The organism is uncultured Campylobacter sp. (assembly GCF_937980635.1).
In the GTDB taxonomy this organism is placed as follows: Bacteria; Campylobacterota; Campylobacteria; order Campylobacterales; family Campylobacteraceae; genus Campylobacter_B.
Genome location: NZ_CALJPG010000030.1, coordinates 44,905 through 68,910 on the forward strand (window position 1 = coordinate 44,905; position 24,006 = coordinate 68,910).

21 protein-coding genes are annotated in these 24,006 nt (G+C 49.3%); 16 read left to right on the forward strand and 5 right to left on the reverse strand.

The genetic code is table 11. The features are described 5' to 3' along the window. Positions 1-39: 39 nt before the first annotated feature. From Q0460_RS08570 to Q0460_RS08580, 3 genes are all read left to right on the forward strand, one after another. A complete protein-coding gene (locus tag Q0460_RS08570; protein ID WP_299086385.1) occupies positions 40-1,038 on the forward strand; it encodes a type II asparaginase in 999 nt (332 codons plus the stop codon). 367 nt (positions 1,039-1,405) lie between these two features. After that, positions 1,406-1,864, forward strand: coding sequence for an acetyl-CoA carboxylase biotin carboxyl carrier protein (accB, locus tag Q0460_RS08575; protein WP_299086352.1), 459 nt, complete (start codon positions 1,406-1,408; stop codon positions 1,862-1,864). After that, a complete protein-coding gene (locus Q0460_RS08580) occupies positions 1,861-3,198 on the forward strand; it encodes an acetyl-CoA carboxylase biotin carboxylase subunit (RefSeq protein WP_299086353.1) in 1,338 nt (445 codons plus the stop codon). Before accB ends, Q0460_RS08580 begins: the two co-directional genes overlap by 4 nt. A 558-nt stretch (positions 3,199-3,756) precedes the next feature. Here Q0460_RS08580 and Q0460_RS08585 read toward each other — a convergent pair. Further along, on the reverse strand, positions 3,757-4,758 hold the full coding sequence (locus tag Q0460_RS08585; RefSeq protein WP_299086354.1) for a hypothetical protein: 1,002 nt from the start codon (positions 4,756-4,758) through the stop codon (positions 3,757-3,759). Between the two features lie 238 nt (positions 4,759-4,996). Here Q0460_RS08585 and Q0460_RS08590 point away from each other — a divergent pair, with 238 nt between their 5' ends. The 6 genes from Q0460_RS08590 (at position 4,997) to Q0460_RS08615 (ending at position 12,043) form a co-directional block, all read left to right on the forward strand. Beyond that, positions 4,997-6,235, forward strand: coding sequence for a M20 family metallo-hydrolase (locus Q0460_RS08590; RefSeq protein ID WP_299086355.1), 1,239 nt, complete (start codon positions 4,997-4,999; stop codon positions 6,233-6,235). A gap of 10 nt (positions 6,236-6,245) precedes the next feature. Further along, the gene (locus tag Q0460_RS08595; RefSeq protein WP_299086356.1) at positions 6,246-7,562 is read left to right on the forward strand and encodes an amidohydrolase; all 1,317 of its coding nucleotides are present in this window, start codon (positions 6,246-6,248) and stop codon (positions 7,560-7,562) included. Positions 7,563-7,572: 10 nt separating this feature from the next. Further along, positions 7,573-8,271, forward strand: a complete 699-nt coding sequence (pepE, locus tag Q0460_RS08600) for a dipeptidase PepE (protein WP_299086357.1) — start codon at positions 7,573-7,575, stop codon at positions 8,269-8,271. 11 nt (positions 8,272-8,282) lie between these two features. Then, positions 8,283-9,626 (forward strand): C4-dicarboxylate transporter DcuC, encoded by a 1,344-nt coding sequence (gene dcuC / locus Q0460_RS08605; RefSeq protein ID WP_299086358.1) that lies wholly within the window; start codon positions 8,283-8,285, stop codon positions 9,624-9,626. 12 nt (positions 9,627-9,638) lie between these two features. After that, entirely contained in the window at positions 9,639-10,871 is a 1,233-nt protein-coding gene (gene pepT, locus Q0460_RS08610; RefSeq protein WP_299086359.1) for a peptidase T, read from the forward strand. 536 nt (positions 10,872-11,407) lie between these two features. Then, on the forward strand, positions 11,408-12,043 hold the full coding sequence (locus Q0460_RS08615; protein WP_299086360.1) for an NAD(P)H-binding protein: 636 nt from the start codon (positions 11,408-11,410) through the stop codon (positions 12,041-12,043). A 384-nt stretch (positions 12,044-12,427) separates the two neighbouring features. Here Q0460_RS08615 and Q0460_RS08620 read toward each other — a convergent pair whose 3' ends face one another. Next, on the reverse strand, positions 12,428-13,114 hold the full coding sequence (locus Q0460_RS08620; protein ID WP_299086361.1) for a SapC family protein: 687 nt from the start codon (positions 13,112-13,114) through the stop codon (positions 12,428-12,430). Positions 13,115-13,263: 149 nt separating this feature from the next. Here Q0460_RS08620 and Q0460_RS08625 point away from each other — a divergent pair, with 149 nt between their 5' ends. Next, positions 13,264-14,037 (forward strand): 3'(2'),5'-bisphosphate nucleotidase CysQ, encoded by a 774-nt coding sequence (locus tag Q0460_RS08625; protein ID WP_299086362.1) that lies wholly within the window; start codon positions 13,264-13,266, stop codon positions 14,035-14,037. A 63-nt stretch (positions 14,038-14,100) separates the two neighbouring features. After that, a complete protein-coding gene (locus Q0460_RS08630) occupies positions 14,101-14,496 on the forward strand; it encodes a type II secretion system protein (RefSeq protein WP_299086363.1) in 396 nt (131 codons plus the stop codon). 17 nt (positions 14,497-14,513) lie between these two features. Here the strand turns inward: Q0460_RS08630 and Q0460_RS08635 are convergent, their stop codons facing one another. After that, a complete protein-coding gene (locus Q0460_RS08635; RefSeq protein WP_299086364.1) occupies positions 14,514-15,125 on the reverse strand; it encodes a hypothetical protein in 612 nt (203 codons plus the stop codon). A 96-nt stretch (positions 15,126-15,221) separates the two neighbouring features. On the opposite strand from Q0460_RS08635, the gene Q0460_RS08640 reads away from it, so the two are divergent. The 5 genes from Q0460_RS08640 to Q0460_RS08660 all read left to right on the forward strand — a co-directional run bounded on the left by Q0460_RS08640 (position 15,222) and on the right by Q0460_RS08660 (position 22,151). After that, entirely contained in the window at positions 15,222-15,791 is a 570-nt protein-coding gene (locus Q0460_RS08640; RefSeq protein WP_177387492.1) for a TRAP transporter small permease subunit, read from the forward strand. Between the two features lie 93 nt (positions 15,792-15,884). After that, positions 15,885-17,246, forward strand: coding sequence for a TRAP transporter large permease subunit (locus Q0460_RS08645; protein WP_005871492.1), 1,362 nt, complete (start codon positions 15,885-15,887; stop codon positions 17,244-17,246). Positions 17,247-17,287: 41 nt separating this feature from the next. Then, a complete protein-coding gene (locus Q0460_RS08650) occupies positions 17,288-19,111 on the forward strand; it encodes a biotin/lipoyl-containing protein (protein WP_299086365.1) in 1,824 nt (607 codons plus the stop codon). A 132-nt stretch (positions 19,112-19,243) separates the two neighbouring features. Beyond that, a complete protein-coding gene (gene pckA / locus Q0460_RS08655) occupies positions 19,244-20,827 on the forward strand; it encodes a phosphoenolpyruvate carboxykinase (ATP) (protein ID WP_299086366.1) in 1,584 nt (527 codons plus the stop codon). Next, the gene (locus Q0460_RS08660; protein ID WP_299086367.1) at positions 20,802-22,151 is read left to right on the forward strand and encodes a CAP domain-containing protein; all 1,350 of its coding nucleotides are present in this window, start codon (positions 20,802-20,804) and stop codon (positions 22,149-22,151) included. The genes pckA and Q0460_RS08660 overlap by 26 nt, the downstream gene beginning before the upstream one ends. Before the next feature lie 102 nt (positions 22,152-22,253). Here the strand turns inward: Q0460_RS08660 and Q0460_RS08665 are convergent, their stop codons facing one another. Beyond that, positions 22,254-22,808 (reverse strand): hypothetical protein, encoded by a 555-nt coding sequence (locus Q0460_RS08665; RefSeq protein WP_299086368.1) that lies wholly within the window; start codon positions 22,806-22,808, stop codon positions 22,254-22,256. Between the two features lie 210 nt (positions 22,809-23,018). Continuing rightward, on the reverse strand, positions 23,019-24,002 hold the full coding sequence (locus tag Q0460_RS08670; RefSeq protein ID WP_299086369.1) for an argininosuccinate synthase domain-containing protein: 984 nt from the start codon (positions 24,000-24,002) through the stop codon (positions 23,019-23,021). Between the last annotated feature and the right edge of the window lie 4 nt (positions 24,003-24,006).

Sequence of the window (24,006 nt, forward strand, 5' to 3'; positions counted from 1 at the left end):
AAGAAATTTGCGTTTATTACGTTTTTTATCGCGTCATCTTTGGCTGCTGCGAAGCCAAATATTTATATTTTAGCTACCGGCGGCACTATCGCGGGAAGCAGCGCAAGCGCTACGGAGGGTAACTATACCGCAGGCTCAAAGGGCGTAGAAGATATCTTAGCGACAGTGCCGCAGCTGGGGGATTTAGCTACGATTAAAAGCGAGCAAATTTCAAATATCGGCTCGCAGGATATGAACGATGAAATTTGGCTCAAGCTCGCAAACCGCGTAAGCGAACTGCTTACTAAAAACGATGTCGATGGCGTCGTCATCGTGCACGGAACCGATACGATGGAGGAGACGGCATATTTTTTAAGCCTGGTAGTAAAATCTAAAAAACCGATCGTTTTGGTGGGCGCGATGCGAAACGCCGATTCGATGAGCGCGGACGGCCCGCTAAATATCTATAATGCCGTAAGCGTTGCGGCAGATAAAAACGCTCGCGAAAAGGGCGCTCTTGTAGTGATGAACGACGAAATCCACGCCGCGCGCGAGGTTACGAAAACAAATACTACTAACGTTGCGGCTTTTGCCTCGCCGAATTCCGGCAAAATCGGCACCGTAAATTATGGCGTCGTAAATTTTTATATGGCGCCGCTTCGCAAACACACCGTTGCAAGCGAATTTAATATCAAGGATATCAAGGCCTTGCCGCGCGTCGATATCATCTATGGACACGCGCAAGACAGCGGCGATTTGGTCGATGCAGCGGTGCAAAAAGGCGCTAAGGGCATCGTTGTAGCGGGCGTAGGCAGTGGAAATTTATATCCGGATTTGCAGGCCGCGCTCGCAAAAGCTAGCGAAGCGGGCGTGGTCGTTGTGCGCTCAAGCCGCACGGGCAGCGGCTCAACTAGCGTTAGCTCGGAGGTGGACGACGCAAAACTTGGCTTTCTAACCGCAGATAATCTAAATCCGCAAAAGGCGCGCGTGCTGCTGATGCTGGCCCTTAGCAAAACGAGCGATAAAGCGAAAATTCAGAGCTTTTTTGCGACGCATTAACGCAGAAACCCTGCGTGGATAGAATCTCGGCGCGGGGTTATAAAACAAAATTTCAGCGCGAAATTTTAAAGAAAAGCAAGGCGCGGAATTTAACGTTTGAAGCGTAGAATTCTAGTCGTAAAATTAAGTATAAATTTTAAATAATTCAAAATAATTTCGCGCTCTTGCGGCAAAATTACGTGTCTCGCTTGCGAAGTTCGAGCTTAAAATGAACGAGGTAAATTGCAACCTATAAATCCTTAAAATCAGTCCGCAAATTCTGTCGTAAATTTCGCTTTGCACTTCTTAAAAGTCCCGCAAAAATCCATTTAAAGAAACAATTATAAAAATTTAGCTAAAATTTCGCAAATTTTTTCAGGAGAAATTTATGACAAAAGCAGAAATCAAAGAGTTAATGGACTTTTTCGGTGAGAAGCAGGGCATTAACGAGCTAAAAATTAAAGATAAAGATTTTGAGATCGAGATAAAAAAATATGGCCCATGCGGTGGGAGCACGCCTCAGCTCGCCGCACCGGCACCTGCCCCGCAGCTTGCTGCGCCTGCGGTAAACGTGCTCGTGGGCGATAAGCCCGCCTCAAAAGGCGCGATGGATACGATCGACAGCCCGATGGTGGGCACTTTTTATAAAGCGCCAAGTCCAGGTGCGGCAGAGTTCGTAAGCGTAGGCCAGGTCGTGCATAAGGGCGATACAATCGGCATAATAGAAGCGATGAAGATTATGAACGAGATTGAGGCGGAATTCGACTGCCGCATCAAAAAAGCCCTCGTCGACGACGGACAGCCGGTCGAATATGCTATGGCGCTGTTTGAGGTCGAGAAGCTATGAGGGAGCTTAAGAAAATTCTAATCGCAAATCGCGGCGAGATCGCCCTGCGCGCGCTTCGCACGATCCAAGAGATGGGCAAGCAAGCCATCGTCGTGCACTCCACCGCTGATCAGGACGCGCTTTACGTCAAATACGCCGACGCGTCGGTCTGTATAGGCGGACCGCGCAGTAGCGATAGTTACCTAAATATCCCCGCGATCATCACAGCCTGCGAGCTAACCGAAGCCGACGCGATATTCCCGGGATACGGCTTTTTAAGCGAGAGCCAAAATTTTGTCGAAATTTGCGCCAAGCACGGCATTAAATTTATCGGTCCAAGCGTCGAGGCGATGACTTTAATGAGCGATAAGAGCAAGGCTAAGCAAGTGATGATGCGCGCGGGCATCCCTGTAGTGCCTGGCAGCGACGGCGCGATCGCAAGCGTCGAAGAGGCACGCAAGCTAGCCGCCGAAATCGGCTATCCGGTCATCATTAAAGCCGCAGCCGGCGGTGGCGGGCGCGGAATGCGCGTGGTCGAGCGCGAAGAGGATATCGAAAAGCTCTTTTGGTCGGCAGAGAGCGAAGCGATGAGTGCATTCGGCGACGGCACGATGTATATGGAAAAATATATCACAAACCCGCGCCACATCGAGGTTCAGGTCTTGGGCGATGAGCACGGACACGTCGTGCATATCGGCGAGCGCGACTGCTCGATGCAGCGCCGCCACCAAAAGCTGATCGAAGAAAGCCCAGCCGTGATCTTGGACGAGCCTACGCGAAAGAGCCTGCACGAAACGGCGGTTCGCGCCGCCAAGGCGATCGGATACGCAAGCGCGGGAACGTTTGAGTTTTTATACGATAGCAAGGATAAGAAATTTTACTTCATTGAGATGAATACCCGCCTGCAGGTCGAACACACCGTAAGCGAGATGCGCAGTGGACTCGATCTGATCGAGTGGATGATCCGTATCGCGCAGGGCGAGAAGCTACTGCCTCAAAGCGAGATAAAATTTAGCGGGCATGCGCTTGAGTGCCGCATCACCGCCGAGGACTCCAAAAGCTTTATGCCAAACCCGGGCAAAATTACAAAATACGTCGCTCCGGGCGGCAGAAACGTGCGTATGGATAGCCACGTCTATGAGGGCTACTCGGTGCCGCCTTACTACGACAGTATGATCGGCAAGCTCATCGTCCACGATAAGGACCGCGATCGCGCGATCGCGAAGATGAAGGTCGCGCTAGACGAGCTCATCATCGGCGGCATAAAATCGACGCGCGATTTTCATCTTAGGATGATGAACAACCCCGATTTCGTGGATAATAACTACGACACAAATTACCTAGCCAAGCATTAACTTTAAAATTCCAAGGGATGATACTCTTGGAATTTTAAAATTTTTTTGAAATTCTGCATTCAAGATTCCGTTTGAAATTTTGCATTTAAAAATCTACTTGAAATTTTGTTTTAAAATTTTATCGTGCCACGTTTTAAAATTTTGCTATTAAATTTGCCGCTAAATCTAGGTGAAGATGCGCTGTCGTCGCGCGTGTTTTTAAGGGCGAGATTGACGGCGGGGTTGGTAAATTTTACGTTCTTCGGCGGCTAAAATTTAGAATACGAGTCTTGGCTACCGCAAATACTTGTTTTCGTCTGCACCGATCTAGTTAAAATTTGATGCCATGCATGCACTCTATCACCTATTTCGGCAATCGGCTGCCAATGTACGCGAGTAAGCGGTATAAAATTTATCGCACGAGCCGCTGTACCCGTTCGGCGTAAATTTTATCGCATTCGCCGTTGCGAGCGTGAAATAGTATCGAGCCGTAAATTTTAAACTATCTCGCTGTATGCGCTTGAGAAATGGTGTCCTGCTTCGCGGGCGAAGCGCGCTAGGTTTTTAAACCGTCAAATTTCAAACGCCGAATTCCTCGTAAAATTTATTCAGATAATCGGCGTAATAGAAGTTTTGATTTCTAGCGTCAAATTTACCCGCCAGTTCCAAAGCCGTTTTATAGTCGCTCTCATCGCCGAACGCGCTAACGGCGATGAAAAATCGCAGGTCGTTCAGATCGTCGTTGCTATCGAGTATGGCGTGCGAGTGTTTGCGAGCTAAGCTTAACGCCGTCTCGCGCTCATCCAGCCTAACGGCGATCTCGATTAGCGGCGCGATCTGATTTATCACGCGAGGATTTGACTCGATCGTCGCCGCGGCCTTGGGTAGCAGGGTTTTCGCCTCCCAGGTCCTGCCTAGCGCTATCATGCTAAAAAGTATCGGCGCGTAGGTTATGTGCGGCACCTCGGAGCAGCTTAGCTCGCCTGAGAGCAACGGTTCGGCTAGCTTTAGCGCCGCATCGTGCTCGCCGGCAAAGCACAGATACGCGATCTCATCGCTAGCCTCGCACGCTTCGCAGTCACTCATGTCGTCTTTGGCTAGCTTTTTCCACAGCTCGTAGTTTGCCCTCATTTCTCTGGCATCGCCCATGTCGATGTTTTGATTCATCAAAGCCTTGTAGTATGAGGCCAGCGAGAGTTCCAAGCGCTCATAGTAAAACAGCATCGCTTCGTTTGTCTCGTCTATGAGCTCTTTTTCTATCATGGAGCTTTTGGCGACGCCTGAGACGATCCATTTAAATTTCCACAGGCAGTCCGTAAAGTCATCGAAATTCGGGTATTCGCTTTCTTTTAAATTTTGCGCGATGTAGTTCGTGAGCCACATTAGCGCTCTGGTTATTAAAAACGCGCCGAATTTTTCAAAATCGTCGTTTAGCACAAAGTCGCAAATTTGCGCGGCAAATTCGAAATTTTCCGCTTCTACGGCGTCTCTTATCGCGTCAAATAGACACTCCTCCTTATCTATCACACTTTTAAGCCCATTTAGCTTTTCATAAAGCCCCTCTAGCGAGCCATGTTCCATCCTTGCTCCTCATTAAATTTTTGCGATAATTATATCCGTTTAGTCTGAAGTTAAGTAGGCGCGTCGCGATTTTAAAGCCTAAAAGGCAAAATGAAATTTAAACGCATTTTTAAAACAGCTCTGCTCGCGTGCCGTTTTAGCGCCCTATTTGCCGCCGCGATAGGTAAATTTCAGCTTTGTTATATAAATTTAATATTAAAATGCCGTATTCATAAATTTTTTAAGAAAAGGGGAATTTATGGACATAAACATGCAGCGCCTTAAAAGCGAGTTTGAGCAGATAAGCCGCTTTGGGGCTTTGGCGGGCGGCGGACTTACGCGGCTTGCATTTTCGCGCGAGGACAAAGAGGCGCGCGACTTCCTCATATCGCTACTTCAAAAAGAAAATTTCAAGATCAAAATCGACGATACGGGCAATATTTTCGCTAAATTTAGCGGCGTCAGCAATCCCGATTTGCCGTCCGTCAGCGCGGGCTCGCATATCGATAGCGTACCGCAGGGCGGCTTTTACGACGGTACGTTAGGCGTTATGGCGGCTTTAGAGGCGATCCGCGCGGTGCGAGATAGCGGAGAGAGGTTTGCGCGACCGCTGGAGCTCATCGTATTTGTTTGCGAGGAATCAAGCCGCTTTAAAATGGCGACCGTAGGCAGCAAGATAATCAGCGGCAAGCTCTCGCGGCAGCGGCTGGGCGAGCTAAAGGATAAAGACGGAATTTCGCTGTTTGACGCTATGCAGGGTTTCGGGCTAAATCCCGCAAATTTAAAAAGCTGCGTCCTTCCCAAATCCAGCTTTCATAGCTATATCGAGCTTCATATCGAGCAGGGGCCGGTATTGCAGCGACGGGGCATCCCCGTAGGCATCGTCACGGGTATCGCCGCACCCGTGCGATACGAGCTGCGGATCGAGGGCAGGGCCGATCACAGCGGCGCTACGCCGATGGATATGCGCTGTGACGCCCTAGCTTGCGCTAGCGAGATCGTTTTAAGCGCGGAGAGGATCGCCAAGGCGGGCAAAACCACGGTAGCAACGACGGGCTATGCAAATGCGATACCCGGCGTGCTAAACGTGATCCCGGGCTCCTGCACTCTAGGTCTTGATATACGCGATATAGACGAGGAAGCGCTTAGGGCGGCGGACTATAAAATTTGCGCCGCGATAGATGAAATTTGCGCTCGCAGAGGGTGCAGATTTGAACTAAAAAATCTCATCAAGGATCGTCCCGTAAAGCTAAGCGAGGAGATGATAGATCTGCTTGAGAGCTGTGCCGGCGAGCTTAAAATTCCAAGCCTAAGGCTTCCTAGCGGTGCGGGACATGACGCGATGAATATGACGGAGCTTGCGGATCGCGTGGGGATGCTTTTCGTACCGTGCAAGGACGGTATCAGCCACAACGTAAACGAGAGCATAAACTGGCACGACGCGTTTGCCGCTACGAAGGTTTTGGCTGCGGCGATGTTAAACTTAGCTAAAAAATAAAGGAGAGAATATGGATGCTATCGCACAAAAAGTAGAGGCGCTAAAAAGCGAGATGATCGGGGATCGCAGGTTTTTTCACTCGCATCCCGAGACGGGCTGGTTTACCTTTTTTACGACCGCGGTTATCGCAGATCGTATGCAGCGCTTGGGCTATGAGACAAAGCTCGGTCGCGATGTGGTAAAGCCCGAAGCCAGACAGGGCGTAGGTAGCAAGGATGCCTGCGAGAAGGCGATTGATCGCGCCCGAAAGCTGCTAAACGCAGATCAGATAAAATTTCTTGATGTGATGGAGGATGGACTAACGGGTCTCGTGGCGCAGATCGACACGGGGCGCGCGGGCAAGACGGTCGCTTTTAGATTTGATATAGACGGCGTAGACGTGACCGAGAGCATGGACGCGGATCACCGCCCTTTTAAGGAGGGCTTTCGCTCCGACATTAGCGGCATTACGCACGCGTGCGGGCACGATGGGCATATCACGATGGGACTTGCTTTGGCAAAGCTGATCGCGCAAAACTTAGACGATTTTAGGGGTAAATTTAGATTTATCTTTCAAACCGCCGAGGAGGGTACCAGAGGTGCCGTAGGTATGGAAGCTGCGGGAGTTACCAAGGGCGTGGATTATCTGCTTGGCGGTCATATCGGCTTTCAGGCAAACACGATGAGAGGCATCATCTGCGGTACCAAGAAGCTGCTTGCGACCACTAAATTTGACGTAAGCTTAAAAGGCAAGTCCGCTCATGCCGCGGGCGCGCCGCAAAACGGAGCCAACGCCCTGCTTGCCGCAGCCGAGATGGCGCTTGATATGCACGGCATCACTAGACACGCAGACGGCGTCACGCGTATCAATGTTGGAGTGCTGCGTGCGGGCGAAGGGCGCAACGTCATCGCGCCTAACGGCTATCTCGCGTGCGAGACGCGCGGCGAGAGCACGGAACTGAATGAGTTTATGAAGTCCAAATGCATGGACATAGTGGAGGGCGTTTCTAAAATTTACGGCGTTAGCTACGACGTGCAGGTTACGGGCGGTACCGCAGGCGGCGATAGCGACGAGGCTACCACGCAGCTTTACGAAGATGCGGCGAAGGCGTCGCCGTTTATCGATGATGATAAAATCGTAAGGGAGCTAAGCTTCGGCGCATGCGAGGACTTCGCGCACTTTATGCGCTCGGTGCAAGATGCGGGCGGTAAAAGCGGATATTTGATGATCGGCACGACGCTTGCGGCAGGGCATCACAACGCCAAATTTGACTTCGACGAGGATTCGCTACTTGCGGGAGTGGACGTGTATCTGCGCTGCGCGTATAAGCTAAACGGCAAAATTTAAGGAAAGAGGCATGAAAAGAGCACTACTTCTAAGCGCTTCTAGTTACAAAGACAGCGGCTATCTGAACCACTGCAAGGGGTGGATCAAGGAATTTTTAGGAGGTCTTTGGGAGGATGAAATTTTATTTATTCCGTTTGCGGGCGTTAGGCGCACAAACGAGCAATATGAGCAGAAGGTTGCGGACTGCTTGGAGAATAGCAATATCAGATCGATCCATCGATTTGCCGATATGAAAGCCGCCGTTAAAAATGCCAAATCGATCTGCATCGGCGGCGGCAATACCTTCGTGCTGCTAAATGAGCTTTATAAATTTGATCTCTTAGGCGCGATCAAAGACGCCGTGGACGGCGGTACGCCGTATTTCGGTTGGTCTGCGGGCGCAAACGTCGCGGGCAAGACGATGATGACTACCAACGACATGCCGATCGTCTTCCCGCCTTCGCCGGTAGCTCTGGGGATCTTTCCGTATCAGATCAATCCGCACTTCATAAGCGGTAAAATTTCAAACCACAACGGCGAGAGCAGGGAGGAGCGCCTGGAGGAGTTTTTGATCGTCAATCAAAACGACAGCGTCTATGCTATGCCCGAGGGTAGCGCGTTTTTGATAAACGGAAACGAGTGCGAGGCGATGGGGCATGCGGACGTGCTAAAATTCGAGTATAAAAAAGAGATCTCGCGCATCGCCGTGGGAAGTAAATTTAAAATTTAAAAGGAGTTATCGTGGAGACACTTAGGCTATTTTTGGCGCTTGCGGGTATCGTCGCAGTCGTCGCTTTACTGATCATGAAAAAGGATACTAAAACCGTGCTTATCGGCGTGGGTTTGGTGCTGTGCGTGCTTTGTCTAAAGCCTCTGGACGGGCTAAATGCCTTTACCTCGTATATGACTAAAGCAGGTCTTATTAAGGCGATCTGCGCCAGCATGGGTTTTGCTTTCGTGATGAAATTTACCGGCTGCGACCGCGCGCTCGTAAATTTACTCACCAGACCTCTTGGAAATATCGGATTTTTATTGATCCCTATCGTCGTGGCGCTTACATATTTTATCAATATCGCGATTCCTTCCGCTGCGGGCTGCTCGGCTGCGGTCGGCGCTACGCTGATCCCAGTGATGATGGCTGCCGGCGTTAAACCAGAGATGGCGGGCGCGGCGGTGTTTGCGGGAACTTTCGGTAGCGTTTTAAGCCCGGGCTCGGCGCACAACGTATTTGTCGCCGATATGGTAAAGGCGCACAACCCATCTTACACGGTTCAAGACGTCATCGGGGTGCAGTTTTCTAGCGCGATTACCGCTTTGATCGTGGTTTTGATCGTAATGAGTATAACGGCGATAGTTTGCAAAGACTACACCAAGGGGGTGAATTATCTAGCGCAAAGAGAGGGCGGCGTAAATTCCGTTGCGTCAAATTCCGCCGACGGTTCAAATTTAGACGCGCAGCCTCAAAAGATAAACGTCTTATACGCGCTTATGCCGCTAGTACCGCTAGTGATCTTAGTAATCGGCGGCACGAGCCTAAATCAGGTCTCTTTCCTAAAATGGACGAAGATGGGCGTTGCCGAAGCGATGCTACTGGGCGCTATCCTCACCATCGCCGTTACTCTAACCGATCCTCAAAAAATTACGAAGGAATTTTTCAAAGGAATGGGTAGCGCGTATGCTGAGATCATAGGTATCATCATCGCAGCGGGCGTCTTCGTCGCGGGTCTTAGCGCGTGCGGAGCGATCGATTTCGTAATCGAGTGGCTTAAAAACGAGCAGGGCTACGTAAAATTCGGCGGAACCTTCGTGCCGTTTTTTATGGGCGTCGTGACAGGCTCGGGAGATGCGGCGTCGATGGCGTTCAACACCGCCGTGACCGTGCACGCCGACGCGTTGGGCTTTGAACAAGATAAGCTCGGTATGGCGGTTGCGATAAGCGGCGCGCTAGGCAGGAGTGCATCGCCGATTGCGGGCGCTTGCATCGTTTGCGCGGGACTTGCGATGGTAAGTCCTATTCAGATCGCCAAGAGAACGGCTCTAGGGATGTTTCTATCCGTCTGCATCATCGCATTTTTCATTTTGTAAAAAGGGTTATTTGTGGATATCGTGCAGAGGTTTGTAAACTACACCAAAATTAACACCACCACAAATAGAGCCGCGGGTGCTGCGGGCATAATGCCCTCAAATCCCAAGGAGCTCGAGTTAGCAGGCCTCATAAAAGGCGAGCTAGAAGCCCTGGATATAAAAAATATCAGCCTTAGCGAAAAGTCGATTTTGATCGCTAAAATTCCCTCAAATTTAGACGCGCCCGCTGCGAGCATAGCGTTTTTCGCCCACCTTGATACCAGCGCTGAGCAGACGAATGATACCAAAGCTCAGATCGTAAGATACGAAGGCGGCGATATCTGCTTAAACAAAGAGCTAGAGATATATCTTAAAGAGAGCGAAAATGAGGAGCTGCGAGATTACAAAGGAGACGAGATTATCGTAACGGACGGCACTAGCTTGCTAGGCGCCGACGATAAGGCGGCGATCGCCGCGATCCTGAATGCGCTGGAATTTTTCGTCCAAAATCCGCAGATCAAGCACGGCGAGATAATCGCTTGCTTCGTACCGGACGAGGAGCAGGGCTTGCGGGGCGCAAAGGCACTGGATGTAAGCGAGATAGGCGCAGACTTTGGCTACTGCCTTGATTGCTGCGGCATCGGTGAGTTTATCTACGAGAATTGGAACGCGGGCGATTGCGTCGTTACCTTCAAAGGCCAGTCCGCTCATCCGATGAACGCCAAGGGCAAGCTCGTAAATTCCTTGCTTTTGGCGCATAAGTTTATCTCGCTGCTGCCCGCGGGCGAGGCGCCCGAATACACAGAGGGCAAGGAGGGCTATTTTTGGGTCAAGGAGCTTAGCGGCAACAGCGCAAAGACTGTCCTAAAGATCGATGTGAGGGAATTTGACGAGAAAAGATACGAGCAGCGCATGGAATTTTTGCAAAAAACTGCGGATGGGCTTCGCGCGATCTGGGGCGATCGGATCGAAATTTTACTAAACGACCGCTATAAAAATGTCTATAACTTTTTGAAAAACGATGATGCGCCGGCGATACGTTTTGCGAAGCAGGCTTTTAAAAGCCTAAATATTGAGCCCAAGACCAAGCCTATGCGAGGTGGCTACGACGGCGCCGTCATCTCCGCAAAGGGGCTGCCGTGCCCGAACCTCTTTACCGGCGGGCATAATTTCCACTCGATTTACGAGTATCTGCCCGTAGGCTCTTTAAAGGCAGCGAGCGAGGTGGTTAAGCAGATCATAACGCTGGCGGCGGCGCGAGCTTAGCTCGGGCGCTTTCTACTCCGCGCGCAGATTTTAATTTAGCTCGTTTATTCCGCCGCGAAATTTTACCCTGCATAGCGTAATTTTTGGTCCCGTGGCAACGGATGATTCGGGCTACGACTATGACTCAGCTTTTGCGCGGTACCATTGTAGTGAGGAGGTAGTGGCATTTCTGCTCGCGCTTTACGATGGCGACGCGTGCGTGGGTGCGGCGGATCGAAACAACTTCGAGTTTAGCTTACAAGCTACGTGATTTGACTACGCGGGAGAACGCTAATTTTTACGCTTTTAGCGCATCGCGATGAAACGGCAGCTTCTAGACTGCGTATAGTCTTATAAAATTTAAGCTGATTTGATGTACATTTCGCGCCGAACGTGGCTTTGAAATTTAACGCGTGAGCTATGTATTTGACTTGCGATGCGAGCTCAAGCGCGCAATTTTCGGGCTCGACTTGCAAACTAGACGAAATTTTTGGCACGGTAAAAGTAAAATTTAACCACACAACGCGTTAAAATTTAAAGAAATTTAAGGAGTGAAAATGGGAAAATCCGCCTTGGTGCTGGGCGCTACGGGCGTCGTAGGCAGGGAACTGGTGCGCGAGCTTTGCGAGAGCCCGGGTTACGATGAGGTAGAGGCGTGGACGCGCCGCGAGATAGGCTTTTGCCACCCTAAGCTTCGCGCGCAGGTCATTGATTTTGAGGGTATCTCGGATATTGCATCGTATAAATTTGATGAAATTTTTTGCGCGCTTGGCACGACGATGAAGCAGGCGGGTTCGCGCGAGGCGTTTTTGCGCGTGGATGTGGACTACGTCTATGCGGTGGCGAAGTGGGGCAAAGCAGCGGGCGTGCGGTGCTTTGTGCTCGTATCAGCTCCGGGTGCGAACGAGGACTCGCTAAGCTTTTATCTACGCGCCAAAGGACGTATTGAGCGGCGCGTGAGCGAGCTTCGCTTTGACAGCCTTCAGATCGTCCGTCCGCCGATAATCTTGGGCGAGAGACCTGATGCTCGCCCGCTAGAGCGGCTTGCGGCGGCGGTTTTTAAACTGCTGCCCGCCTGCGTGTTCGGCAAATTTAGACCGCTTAGCGGCGCAAGTATCGCCCGCGCGATGATAAATGCGGCTAGCAGCGACGCGCGCGGCGTGCAAATCTACGAGCCGCGGGAATTTCTATAAATCGCGAGTAAAATTTCAGCGCGAGAGCAGGATTAAATTTAAAACTAAAGTTTTAGGCAGTGTGGATAAAATTTTATAAATTGATCTACTTAAATTAAATTTTAAATTTAATATAATTTTATAGTAAAATTTCTCGCTTGAAATTTTCAGCGTGGAATCTTGCATACTGTGTTGTTGCAAAATTTTGTTATAAAACCCTATGCTAAAATTTTAGGACTAAATTTGCGGTGTATTTAGTTTAGCCGCAAATGAAGCTTCCTAGGGCTTTAAGCTCGCATGCGGTTATGGCAACTTCAAGCCCCGAAACGATCGTAAGTTTTGCAAATTTACAAATTCGCGATATTAAATCCTAAAAATTATGAGCTACTTAGGAGGCGAAAACGTCTATTTTTTCGCCTCTTTCTGCGCGGTCGGTGGGTCAAGCTGCATGATCTTATCGCCTAGGCGCTGAAAATTTGCAAGGCTTTTTAGGTGGAAATACGCTAACTCCAGATATCCGCGGCGCGCGAAATCCGCGAGCTTTTTATCGCTTAGCTTCAAAAGCTTCTCGCGATTTACGACCGAAAAGCCGTTCAGCAAAGACGATTCCTTGCCGCTAGAGTTGATGCCGAGCTCCTTGGCCTCTAAAATCCCAGCCTTTTGAAATTCCGCCGCCGCAACGCGCGTGCGCATATCTAAATCGGCGTAGTTTTTCATCACCTCTTTTAAATTTTGTAAAAACGGCGTCGGTTTGCCGTCTTTAAAAAGCGCCTCGCCGTCGCCTTTGATCTGCTGCGCGTCCTCATCGAAGCAGATCGCCGTTTGCTCGCCGATCTGGGCTAGGAAAAACGGATAATTCTGCACCGAGGAAGGCACCGTTCCTTTATAATCCTTATCGATTAGGACGTTTTTGGTGCGCCCTAGCAGCGCCACCATTTTGGGCTCTTTTTCGATGGTAAATACGATAACGAGGTTGTCCGCGCAAAACGGAATCTCCGGCGCGATTACAGGCACGAAAGGCGCGGTAGGGAATGCATCCGCGTGATACTGTAAATCCGCGTGTTTAACGCTATCTAATACGACTGGGGTCATGTTAGTCCTTTAAAAAATTTTAGCAATTATATAAAAAAGAATATTAAAATTCTAAAGGGTTTTAAAATTTCAGCTGTTTTTACTTGCGTAAATTTAGACATTTAGAATTTTAAATTTGATAGAATCACCGTTAAATTTAAGGAGCGAAAGTGGGCTTGGATGAGCTTTTGGCGCTTGCCGAGGACGCCGCAAAAAAGGCAAACGCCGCGATAATGCAAAACTACGACAAATTCGATATTTTTGTCAAAGCGGACAGATCGCCGCTTACGAATGCCGATCTTGCGGCAAACGATGTGATAATGCGTACTCTAGAGCCCAGCGGCATCGCGATCTGCTCGGAAGAGCGCGTACTGGATAGCAAACAGCGCATGAGCGAGGAGAGATTTTGGCTCATAGATCCGCTGGACGGCACGAAGGAGTTCATCGCACGCAACGGCGAGTTTTGCGTCTGCATCGCGCTGATCGAGCATGGGCGCCCGATTTTAGCGGCGATCGGCGTGCCCGTAAGCGGCGACGTATATAGCTCAAACGGCGACGGAGTCTATAAAAACGGCGTCCTGCTCGCTCGCCCCGCTAGCGCGCCTCAAATTTTCATGCACGGCCGACATAGCAAATCCGAAAAATATCCGCAATTTGCGCAAAAATTTGGAATGCAGCTCGTGCGCAAGGGCTCTGCGATAAAATTTTGCATTTTAGCCGAGGGAGGTGCGAGCGCATATGCGAGATTTAGCGATTGTTCGCTTTGGGACATCGCCGCGGGAGATTTTTTGTTGCATCAAAGCGGCGGAGCGGTAGTGGATCTAAAGATAATGAAGGCGCCGCTTTATAATGGAAAAAGCCTGATAAATAACCATTATTTGGCGGTCGGCGCGAGTGCGGTAAAATTATTGCCTAAAATGTTGGAGTTCGCAAAGAATTTTTAAGTTAAATTTATAGTAAACGTTCTATAATATAAGTCCAAAAATTTTTTATCAAAGGATAAAAACATGAAGGGCTTTACTATGATCGAATTAATTTTCGTGATCGTGATTTTAGGTGTTTTGGCGGCAGTTGCCATTCCAAAACTAGCAGCTACACGCGATGATGCAGAAGTCGTTAGAGCAGCGCAGAATGTATCTACATCGCTGACTGATCTAATGGCTTATTATACTTCGCAAGGCGAGTATGATAATAGCACGACAGGTTTTAACAACATGACAAATGTTAAAAATCCTATTACCGTAAAAGGCAAGACTTGTGCTACATATACCGTCGATAGCAAAACCAAGGTTACTCTTACAAAAAAGATGGATGGTTTATGCGCTCAGGTATGGGATATGCCGGGGTTAAAGAATATAAATGCCGTCTATGCGTCTGACGCTTTATTGATTATTAAGCAGTAGCTTCTTTGGCGCAGGGACTATCTCTGCGCCTTCTTATTTATAAATCCAAGAAAAATTCCAATCATCCAAATAATTGCGAAAAATATAAAGATAAAACTCCAAAATTGCGCCAGATCCACGCTTTTGCTTGCTGGAAACAGATACCAGCCTCCGCTATAAAGAGCCGTCAGTTTAGCTTGTAGCCCCTCTAGCATTGTATCGGTCGGTACCGCCGGTACGTCGAATGCGCAGCTGTTAAATGGCTTAAAAATTGGCACTATGCTTAGATCAAAATTTAAAAATCTCACCGCTCCACCGCAGCCGCTCATCCCGCTCATATCTCCGTTCCCTCGCAGTACCGTGTGAATTTTAGCTAAATTTAGCGACGAGACAAATCCTAGCGCCGCGCCGTAAAACCACACCGCATATCCGCAGATCGCGCCGTAAACGTCCTTGCCACAAACCGCTAAAATCACCGCTCCTAGCGCTATGGCGCAAAGCCCGAATCTCACGTGAATGCTAAAGCTTTCTGGATAGATAAAAAGGAATTTTTGCAAGAAAAAATATGAAAATGCTAGCCAAAAAAGCGCCCAGATAGCACAAAAAGCGAGAAATTTTTTAGAGTATCTGTTTTGAAATTTTAAAATCATAAAAATCCTTTCCTCGCATGATTTTATAATAAATTGCAGATATTTTTGCTAAAATTCCAGCTTTTATAGCAAAAATTTAAAGCAAAGGGTAAAATTTTGAAGGGTTTTTTACGCAAATTAGAAAGAGCTTTTGATGCGTTTGCAAATATCTTAGGCGTATTGAGTATCGTATTTTTGGCGCTTTTAGTTATAGTCGTTTTTTACAACGTTGTGGCGCGCTATCTTTTTCCAGCCGCAAATTCCGTCGCTATGCAAGAACTTACGTGGTGGCTATATTCGGCGATGTTTTTATTCGGTGTGACCTACGCGCTTAAAGAAAACGCCCACGTTCGCGTGGATATTTTTTACGAAAATTTTAGCCCCACTGCAAAAGCGCTCATAAATATCTTAGGCACGATATTTTTCATTTTGCCTTTCGTGGCGCTCGTGGCGTTCTTTTCGATCGATTATGTAAGCGAGGCTTATACGAGCCATGAGGCCAGCGCCAATCCTGGCGGCATGCAGCATCTTTGGATCATCAAGTCCGCAATCACGCTTAGCTATGCGTTTTTATTTATCTACGCGTTTGGATTTTTGATTAAAAATATTAACGCCCTGCTTGATGTTAGGGAAAACAAAGGCTCGGAATTTCTTAGTGGAAATTCTTCGGGCGCACAGAGTGTGTGAGGGCAAAATGAGCTTAAATTTAAAATTCTATAAATTTCACACTTTTTGCGCTTGGGCGAAATTTTGCCATGGCAAGATAAAAGGTGGCGAGCTATGATAGGCATAGTGATGTTTGCGGCAGCGCTTTTTATGCTGCTACTGGGATTTCCAGTTGCGTTTACGTTCGGTGCTGTAGCGGTGATTTTCGGCTTTATCTACGGACTTAGTGAGGCGTGGGATTACGCGCAGGGCTTTGAAATTTTAACCGAAGCTTTCGAGGATATGAGCAGGCAGTTTTTTTCACTGATGCCTAATAGAATTTACTCGATTATGGAAAATCAGCTGCTAATTTCGGTGCCGCTTTTTATTTTGATGGGTATGATTTTGCAAAAGACTCGCCTTGCGGAGCGTTTATTAGAGTCGATGGCATTTTTATTCGGCGGCGTACGAGGCGGCGTGGCGATCAGCACCGTTTTGGTAGGCGCGTTACTTGCGGCTACGACGGGCATCGTGGGTGCGACTGTCATCGCTATGGGCGTTATCAGTTTGCCCGTGATGATGAAATACGGCTACGATAAGCCACTGGCTACTGGCACTATCGCTGCTGCGGGCACGCTTGGGCAGATTATCCCGCCCTCGATCGTGCTGATTATTTTAGGTGATATACTTTCGGTCTCTGTAGGTGATCTTTTCTCCGCAGCAGTTATTCCAGGGCTCGTGCTAGTGGGTTTTTACGTGATTTATATTGCGATTATTTCATATATTTGCAAAGATTATGCGCCGCCTGTTCCGCCGCTAGAGGGGCTTAGCAAATCAAAGCAAATTTTTATCGCGCTTAAAAACGTCGTGCCGGTGCTTGTGCTGATTTTGCTCGTTTTGGGATCTATTTTTGCGGGCATCGCTACGCCTACGGAGAGCTCGTCGGTAGGCTGCTTGGGTGCGATAGCGCTAGCTGTTTTATACCGCACGTTTTCGTTTAGGCTGATCTATGACGCGCTAAAAAATACCGCTAAAATTTCAGGTATGGTTTTTATGATTTTGATGGGCGCCACGGCATTTTCGATGATTTTTTCTTACACGGGTGGAGATGAGGTCGTAAAAAATTTTATGGAAAATCTGCCCGGTCAAGCATGGGGATTTATCGCGCTTACGATGGTAGTTATCATAGTGCTTGGATTTTTTCTCGATTATGTCGAAATTTCATATATCATTTTGCCGATACTTTTGCCGATAGTAGAGTCTTTGCATATCAATCCCGTGTGGTTTGCGATCTTAATCGCTGTAAATTTACAAACATCGTTTATGACGCCGCCATTTGGATTTTCGATATTTTTCTTAAAGGGCGTGACGCCGCCGCAAATCCATACCACGGACATTTATAAGGGCGTACTGCCTTTTATTTTATTGCAAATTCTAGTGCTATTAACGCTCGCAATCTTTCCGGGGGTTTTCGGTTTAAAAGCTTTTTTAGGCTAGAAATATTAAAATTCACGCTAAATTTAACATAGGAGCTAGAAATGGCTAAAAAGCTTATCGATGTTATGGATACGACCTTTCGCGACGGATTTCAGTCGGTTTTTGGCGCGCGCGTGGCGATGCAGGACTTCTTGCCTGCCGTTAGCGCGGCCAAAGACGCCGGCATCACGCACTTCGAGTTTGGCGGCGGCGCGCGGTTTCAGAGCCTGTATTTTTACCTAAACGAAGACGCCTTTGAGATGATGGATAAATTTAGAAGCATCGTGGGGCCTGAGGCGAACCTGCAAACTCTTAGCCGCGGCGTAAATACCGTCACGCTCGATACAGGCAGCCGCGAGATCATCGATCTGCACGCCAAGCTTTTTGCCAAGCACGGCACGACGACGATTCGAAATTTCGACGCGTTAAACGACGTGGAAAATTTAAAATTTAGCGGCGAGTGTATACATCGTCACGGCCTTAAACACGAAGTCGTGGTTACGATGATGGATCTGCCACCTGGATGCAGCGGCGCGCACGATGCTGCGTTTTATGAGAGAATTTTGCGTCAAATTTTAGACGCGCAGATTCCGTTTGATAGCGTCTGCTTCAAAGACGCAAGCGGCACCAGCAGCCCGCAGAAGGTCTATGAGACGATCAAGCGCGCGCGTAAAATTTTAGGCGACGGAGTGCATATCCGCTTGCACACTCACGAGACGGCGGGCGTTAGCGTCGCGTGCTACCAGGCTGCGCTCGTTGCGGGCGTAGACGGCATCGACCTTGCCGCGCATCCCGTAAGCGGCGGCACGAGCCAGCCGGACATCCTCACGCTGCTGCACGCGACGAAGGGGCAAAATTTCGACCTGGGCCTAGACGCAGAGAAAATTTTAAAATACGAAGAGGTTTTGGGCGAGTGCTTGAAGGATTATTTTATGCCGCCAGAGGCTACGCAGGTAAGCCCGCTCATTCCGTTTTCACCGATGCCCGGAGGCGCGCTTACAGCAAACACCCAGATGATGCGCGATAATAAAATTTTAGACAAATTCCCAGCCGTCATCAAGGCTATGCGCGAGGTCGTAGAAAAGGGCGGTTTCGGCACGAGCGTGACGCCGGTTAGTCAGTTTTATTTCCAGCAGGCGTTTAACAACGTAATGTTCGGCCCGTGGAAAAAGATCGCCGAGGGCTACGGCAAGATGGTGTTAGGCTATTTCGGCAAAACGCCCGTTAAACCCGATGAGGGCGTGATTAAGATGGCGGCGGAGCAGCTGGGACTACAGCCTACGACCAAGCACGCCGTAGATATCGCCGATGCCGACGAGAGCAAGAGCGTCGCGTATGCGCAGAAACTTCTACGCGAGCAGGGCGTCGAGCCTAGCGAGGAGAACATATTCATCGCGCTTGCGTGCAAAGAAAAGGGCATCGCGTTTTTAAAAGGCGAGGGCAAGGTGATGAGCCGCAAAAAAGAGGACGTAGCACCCGCCGCAAGCCATCAAAGCGGTATTTCTAAAAATGGCAAATTTGACGTTAAGATTAACGGCAAAATTTATAGCGTAGAATTTGCCGGACAAAACGTACTCGTAAACGGCGATCAATACGACGTCAGCTTCAATACCTCGGCACCCGCAAAGCCACAAGTACAAGCCGCTCCTGAAAGCAAGGCAAGCGGCGCGGACGGCAACGAAGTAAAAGCGACGCTTCCTAGTAACGTATTTAAAATTTTAATAAAGGAAGGCGACGCTGTTAAGGCGGGACAGAATGTCATCGTTCTTGAAGCGATGAAGATGGAGATAAATATCGAAAGCCCGCGTGACGGTGTAATCGATAAAATTTTAGTTGCTCAAGGCGATACGGTCGATGCCGATCAGGTGCTCGCGATTTTAAGATAAGCTCTAAAATTTAGGCGGGCGCTTCCGCCTAAATTTCATGGCGATCATCCTCGGTGCTTAAGCGAGCTCACCTAAATTTTAAGCTATAATAGCGCAATCTTTTATCAAAATTTAATTTAAAAAGGACGCAAAATGACAACTCCGAACGATCTGGATAAACTAGGTCTTAAAAATATCAAAAAAATCAACCACAACCTAAGCTACGACGAGCTTTTCGAGCTTGAAAAGGCAAGGGGTGAAGGGCGCGTGTCTAGCAACGGCACCTTTATGGTAGATACCGGCATTTTTACGGGTCGCAGCCCCAAAGATAAGTATTTCGTAAAGCAGGACCCGAGCCAAAAATACATCGCCTGGGGCAAGATAAATCAGCCTATCTCAAAAGAGCTTTTCGATAAGCTTTTAGCCAAAGCCAAAGCCCAGCTAAGCGGCAAGGAAATCTTTATCCAAGACGCATTTTGCGGCGCTAGCAAATCCAGCCGCAAAAACGTTCGTTTCGTAACCGAAGTCGCGTGGCAGGCGCATTTTGTTAAAAATATGTTCATCCGTCCAAACGAGAGCGAGCTAGCTAAATTTAGCCCTGATTTCGTCGTTTACAACGCGTGCAAATGTAAAAACGAAGATTACGCGAGCGACGGGCTTCACAGCGACGTTTTCGTTATTTTTAACGTTGAGGAAAACGTCGCGGTTATCGGCGGCACCTGGTACGGCGGCGAGATGAAAAAGGGAATTTTTTCTATGATGAACTACTGGCTGCCGCTTGAGGGCAAGCTAAGCATGCACTGCTCGGCAAACGTGGGCAAAGAGGGCGACACGGCGCTATTTTTTGGTCTAAGCGGCACGGGTAAAACGACGCTATCGACCGATCCTAATCGCAAGCTAATAGGCGATGATGAGCACGGCTGGGACGATGAGGGGATATTTAACTTCGAGGGCGGCTGCTACGCGAAGTGCATAAATTTAGACCCGAGCAGCGAGCCTGAAATTTACGCCGCGATCAAACGCGACGCGTTGCTTGAAAACGTGGTCGCCAACGAGGCTGGCATCGTGGATTACAAAGACGGCAGCAAGACTGAAAACACCCGCGTCAGCTACCCGATCTATCATATCGAGGGCTACGAGCCAAGCTCCGCGGGCGGCCATCCCAAAAACATAATCTTCCTAACCGCCGACGCATTCGGCGTTTTGCCGCCGGTCGCAAAGCTTACTAAAGAGCAAGCGATGTATTATTTCCTAAGCGGCTACACGGCCAAAGTCGCAGGCACCGAGCGCGGTATCACAGAGCCGGTGGCGACCTTTAGCGCGTGCTTCGGCGAGCCGTTTATGCCGCTGCACCCGACCGTTTACGCTAAGCTGCTGGGCGAAAAGATCGACAAGCACAACGTCAGCGTCTATCTCGTAAACACCGGCTGGAGCGGCGGCGCGTACGGCGTGGGCAAGCGAATGAGCATCAAAGCCACGCGCGCGTGCATAAACGCGATCCTTGACGGCAGTATCAAAAAGTGCGAATTTGAAAATTTCGAGAAATTTAACCTCGCGATCCCAAAAGAGCTCGCGGGCGTCGAGACGAAGCTGCTAAATCCGATCAACACGTGGACGCACCCGGCGGAGTATAATATCACGCGCGATAAGCTCGCAAAGATGTTTGAAGAGAATTTCAAACGCTACGAGGATGTAAAAGAAGGGGTCGAGTTTGCTAAAGCGGGCCCTGCGGCTTAGGCTTCTGGGCCTCGGGGCGATCTGCGCGCTTTTTGCCGCATGCGAAAACACCCCTTCAAATTTAAAACAGCCGCTTGTTGCGATGAGCGGCTTTTCCTTTTACGACGATCCGTTAAGCTACATCAACAATGTGCGCGCAAAATCGGGGCTAAATCAGCTTTCGCAGAATGAAATTTTAAACACCTCTGCGCTTAATCACGCAAAATATGTCGTCGCAAACGAGGCGATGTCGCACGACGAGACCCCGGGCAAGCCGAATTTTACGGGCGAGAATCCGTCAAAGCGCGCTTTTTACGCAGGCTATAGTGCCGTCGTGAGGGAAAATTTATCCTATAATTCAAGCGATCTTAAAAGCGCGATCGATGGGCTTTTAAGCGCGATTTACCATAGATTTGCATTTTTGGATTTTGCCTCGGATGAGATCGGCATCGGCTATTTTGAGCACGGCAAAAAAAGTAGCTACGTTTTTGAGATGGGAAATTCGCGCCTCAACGCCTTTTGCTCGCGGAATTTAAACGACGAAGGAAGCGGCAAATTTCTACTTGGGATGTGTAAAAACGAAACGCTACGGATGAGGGAGGATAAGTTCAAAAGCGCTACCGCGCTAAACTCGCACCCTTACGTCTACTACCCGAACGACGAGCCCGCGCTTGCGTTTTTCAGCAATGAAATTCCAGACCCCATGCCAGAGTGCAAAATCACCGCAAACCCCGTAAGCGTGGAGTTTAATGCCGAGGGGCCGCCCGTAACGATGAAAAGTTTTAAAATTTACGAAGGCGGCAGGGAGCTTCAAAACGTTAAAATTTTAGACAAAAACTCCGATCCTAACGCCATTTTAAGTGATAGGCAGTTCGTGCTTTTCAGCCGAGATGTTTTTAAATTCGACGCCAAATACGGCGCAGAGTTTAATTACGAGCAGGGCGGCAAGCAAAAAACACTACGGTGGGAGTTTATCACGCAAGCGCCTAAATTTAGATACTTCGTCGTGCAAGGCGGAGAAAATCTGAGCGTGAAAAACGGTGCATTTTACGATATATTCGTAGCTCCCAAAGACTGCAACGATTTGATGAAAAGCTACAAAACCAGCTACTCCTTTATGGATAAGCCCGAAATTTCAAGCCCCGCGGCAAATATGCTGCGCGTAAAGCTAAACGGCGCAAAGGGCGCAAAGCTTGAAATTTCGACTGATAACGGCGCGGTAATAAACCTGTATTTAAGCGACGACTCCAAAAGCTACGGTGGCATGGGTAAAATTTACGCCGCAATTGCGGTGGTTTTAGCAGCGATCATTTTGTTTTATCTTTTGGCAAGAAAGCGAAGATGATAGGCGAGGCCTATTTTTGCGACCTCTGCTTTTGTCTGCGTGCACAGGAGCGCATAATGCTATTCGGCGTGAAATTTAATGCAGAGCCCTACTTTTAAATTTCTAAATTTCATCTCCATTTATCTCATCCGCAAGTTTTAAAATTTTATCCTGCACTGCCTCGGGCGCATAGATATCCATCCACTCTATTCCGTTTGATGCGTTAAAAAGCACGGCGATCCGCCCCTCGCTCATCGCGCGCTTGGCAAGCTTGGTCGCCGAGGGGCTGTTGCCCATATTGGGCGTCTCGTCTATGCTTATCTCGGCGCAGCGGCGTAAAATAGGTGCCAAATCAAACTCTCCCTCGAGCAAAATAATAACCGAGCCTCGCCTAAAGCTGCAAGCGTTCCAAAATATTTCGGCGCCGTTTATGCATTCGCGCGAGAGATCGAGGCGAAATTTACCCCGCTCGCGCACGAGAAAACTAAACTCGTTTAAGTTTAGCGGATGCTCTACGCTACCGAATGCCCCCACGATGCTATCTTTGCGGCCGTTATAGACATAGGCGGCGAGCGCATTTTGCAGTAGCGGCGCGATGATCTGATCATGCGCGCTCGTATGGTCGCCTTCTCTGGCGCGACCTGCGATCTTTACAAAAAACGGCTTGAAATACTCCATAAACGCTCCTTAAGCTTATAAAACTTGCTCGCTTTTACTTTTAAATTTAACGCTCGCAGCGGTTAAATTTAGCTAGCTCGCCGCCGCATTTTCGGCTCGTTTTTCGGGCGTCGCCGTTTAAATTTTACTCTTGTATCTGCTATCGCAGCTTTTTGCGCTTATGTATCGTTTTTACGCCTATCAAATACAACCTGGATGGCGGTTTAGATTTTACACAAAATACTCGCGCGCAGCATCCTTGCTTTCAAATGGGCTTGTGCTCAGCTCGCTGCCGTCTATGAGCAGGGCATAGCTGCGCGCGGCGTCCGTTTTGGCATAGGTCAGCGCCAGCCTCGCCGCAAGCTCTCTATCCGCCTCGCTCGCGCCTCTACTTAGCAGGCTTAGCGCGCCCACGACGTCATCTTTAAATTTTATCTCGCTAAATTTCGTATTTTGCACGGCGGCAAGCTTTTTGTTATCGCTCTCGTCGCGTCCGATTATGAGCTTGGCGCCCTCAGGTAGGCGCAGATGACGCCCGAATTTTAAAATTTCAGCGTCCGCGGGCGTTTCGATCTTTTCAAATTTTACCGCATCCTTGATCCGCTCGCTGAAGCTCTGCACGGTTAGCAGACAGCCTCCTGCGGGCGTTTCATAATCCTCAAAGCCGAACTCCGCCGCCAGCTGCATCTGTCTAGCCCGCCCGCGCCCGCTGATGTCAAGCAGCGCGCCCCTATCTACCCAGCCCTTGATCTCGGGCGTCGTGAGCGGCAGTAGCTTCGCGCACAGCGGACGCAGGATCAGCCCCTCCTCATCGCCGCTAAGCCCGCCGACCTGAGCTAGAGCCTGCGCGCGCTGGCTCATCGGGCGCTGTCCGAGCACCTCGCCCGTGATGATGAAGCTCGCCCCTTCGCCTTGCAGCATCGCAAGCGCGGTCTTAAACATATATCCGTGACAGTCGATGCAGGGGTTGAAGTGCTTGCCATAGCCGTATTTGGGCTCGAAAAGCACCTGCCGCAGATATTCGCTTCTGATATCGACGCTTTTAAAATCCGCCCCCGCAGCAGCGGCTCTGCGGCGCATGATCTCGCTCTTATCGTCTTTGCCGCCAAATCCGATATCCATATTCAGCGCGAGCACCTCGATGCCTTGCGAGACGATGAGTTTGACCGCGAGCATGGAGTCAAGCCCGCCGCTAAAGAGCGCCAATGCCTTCATTTCG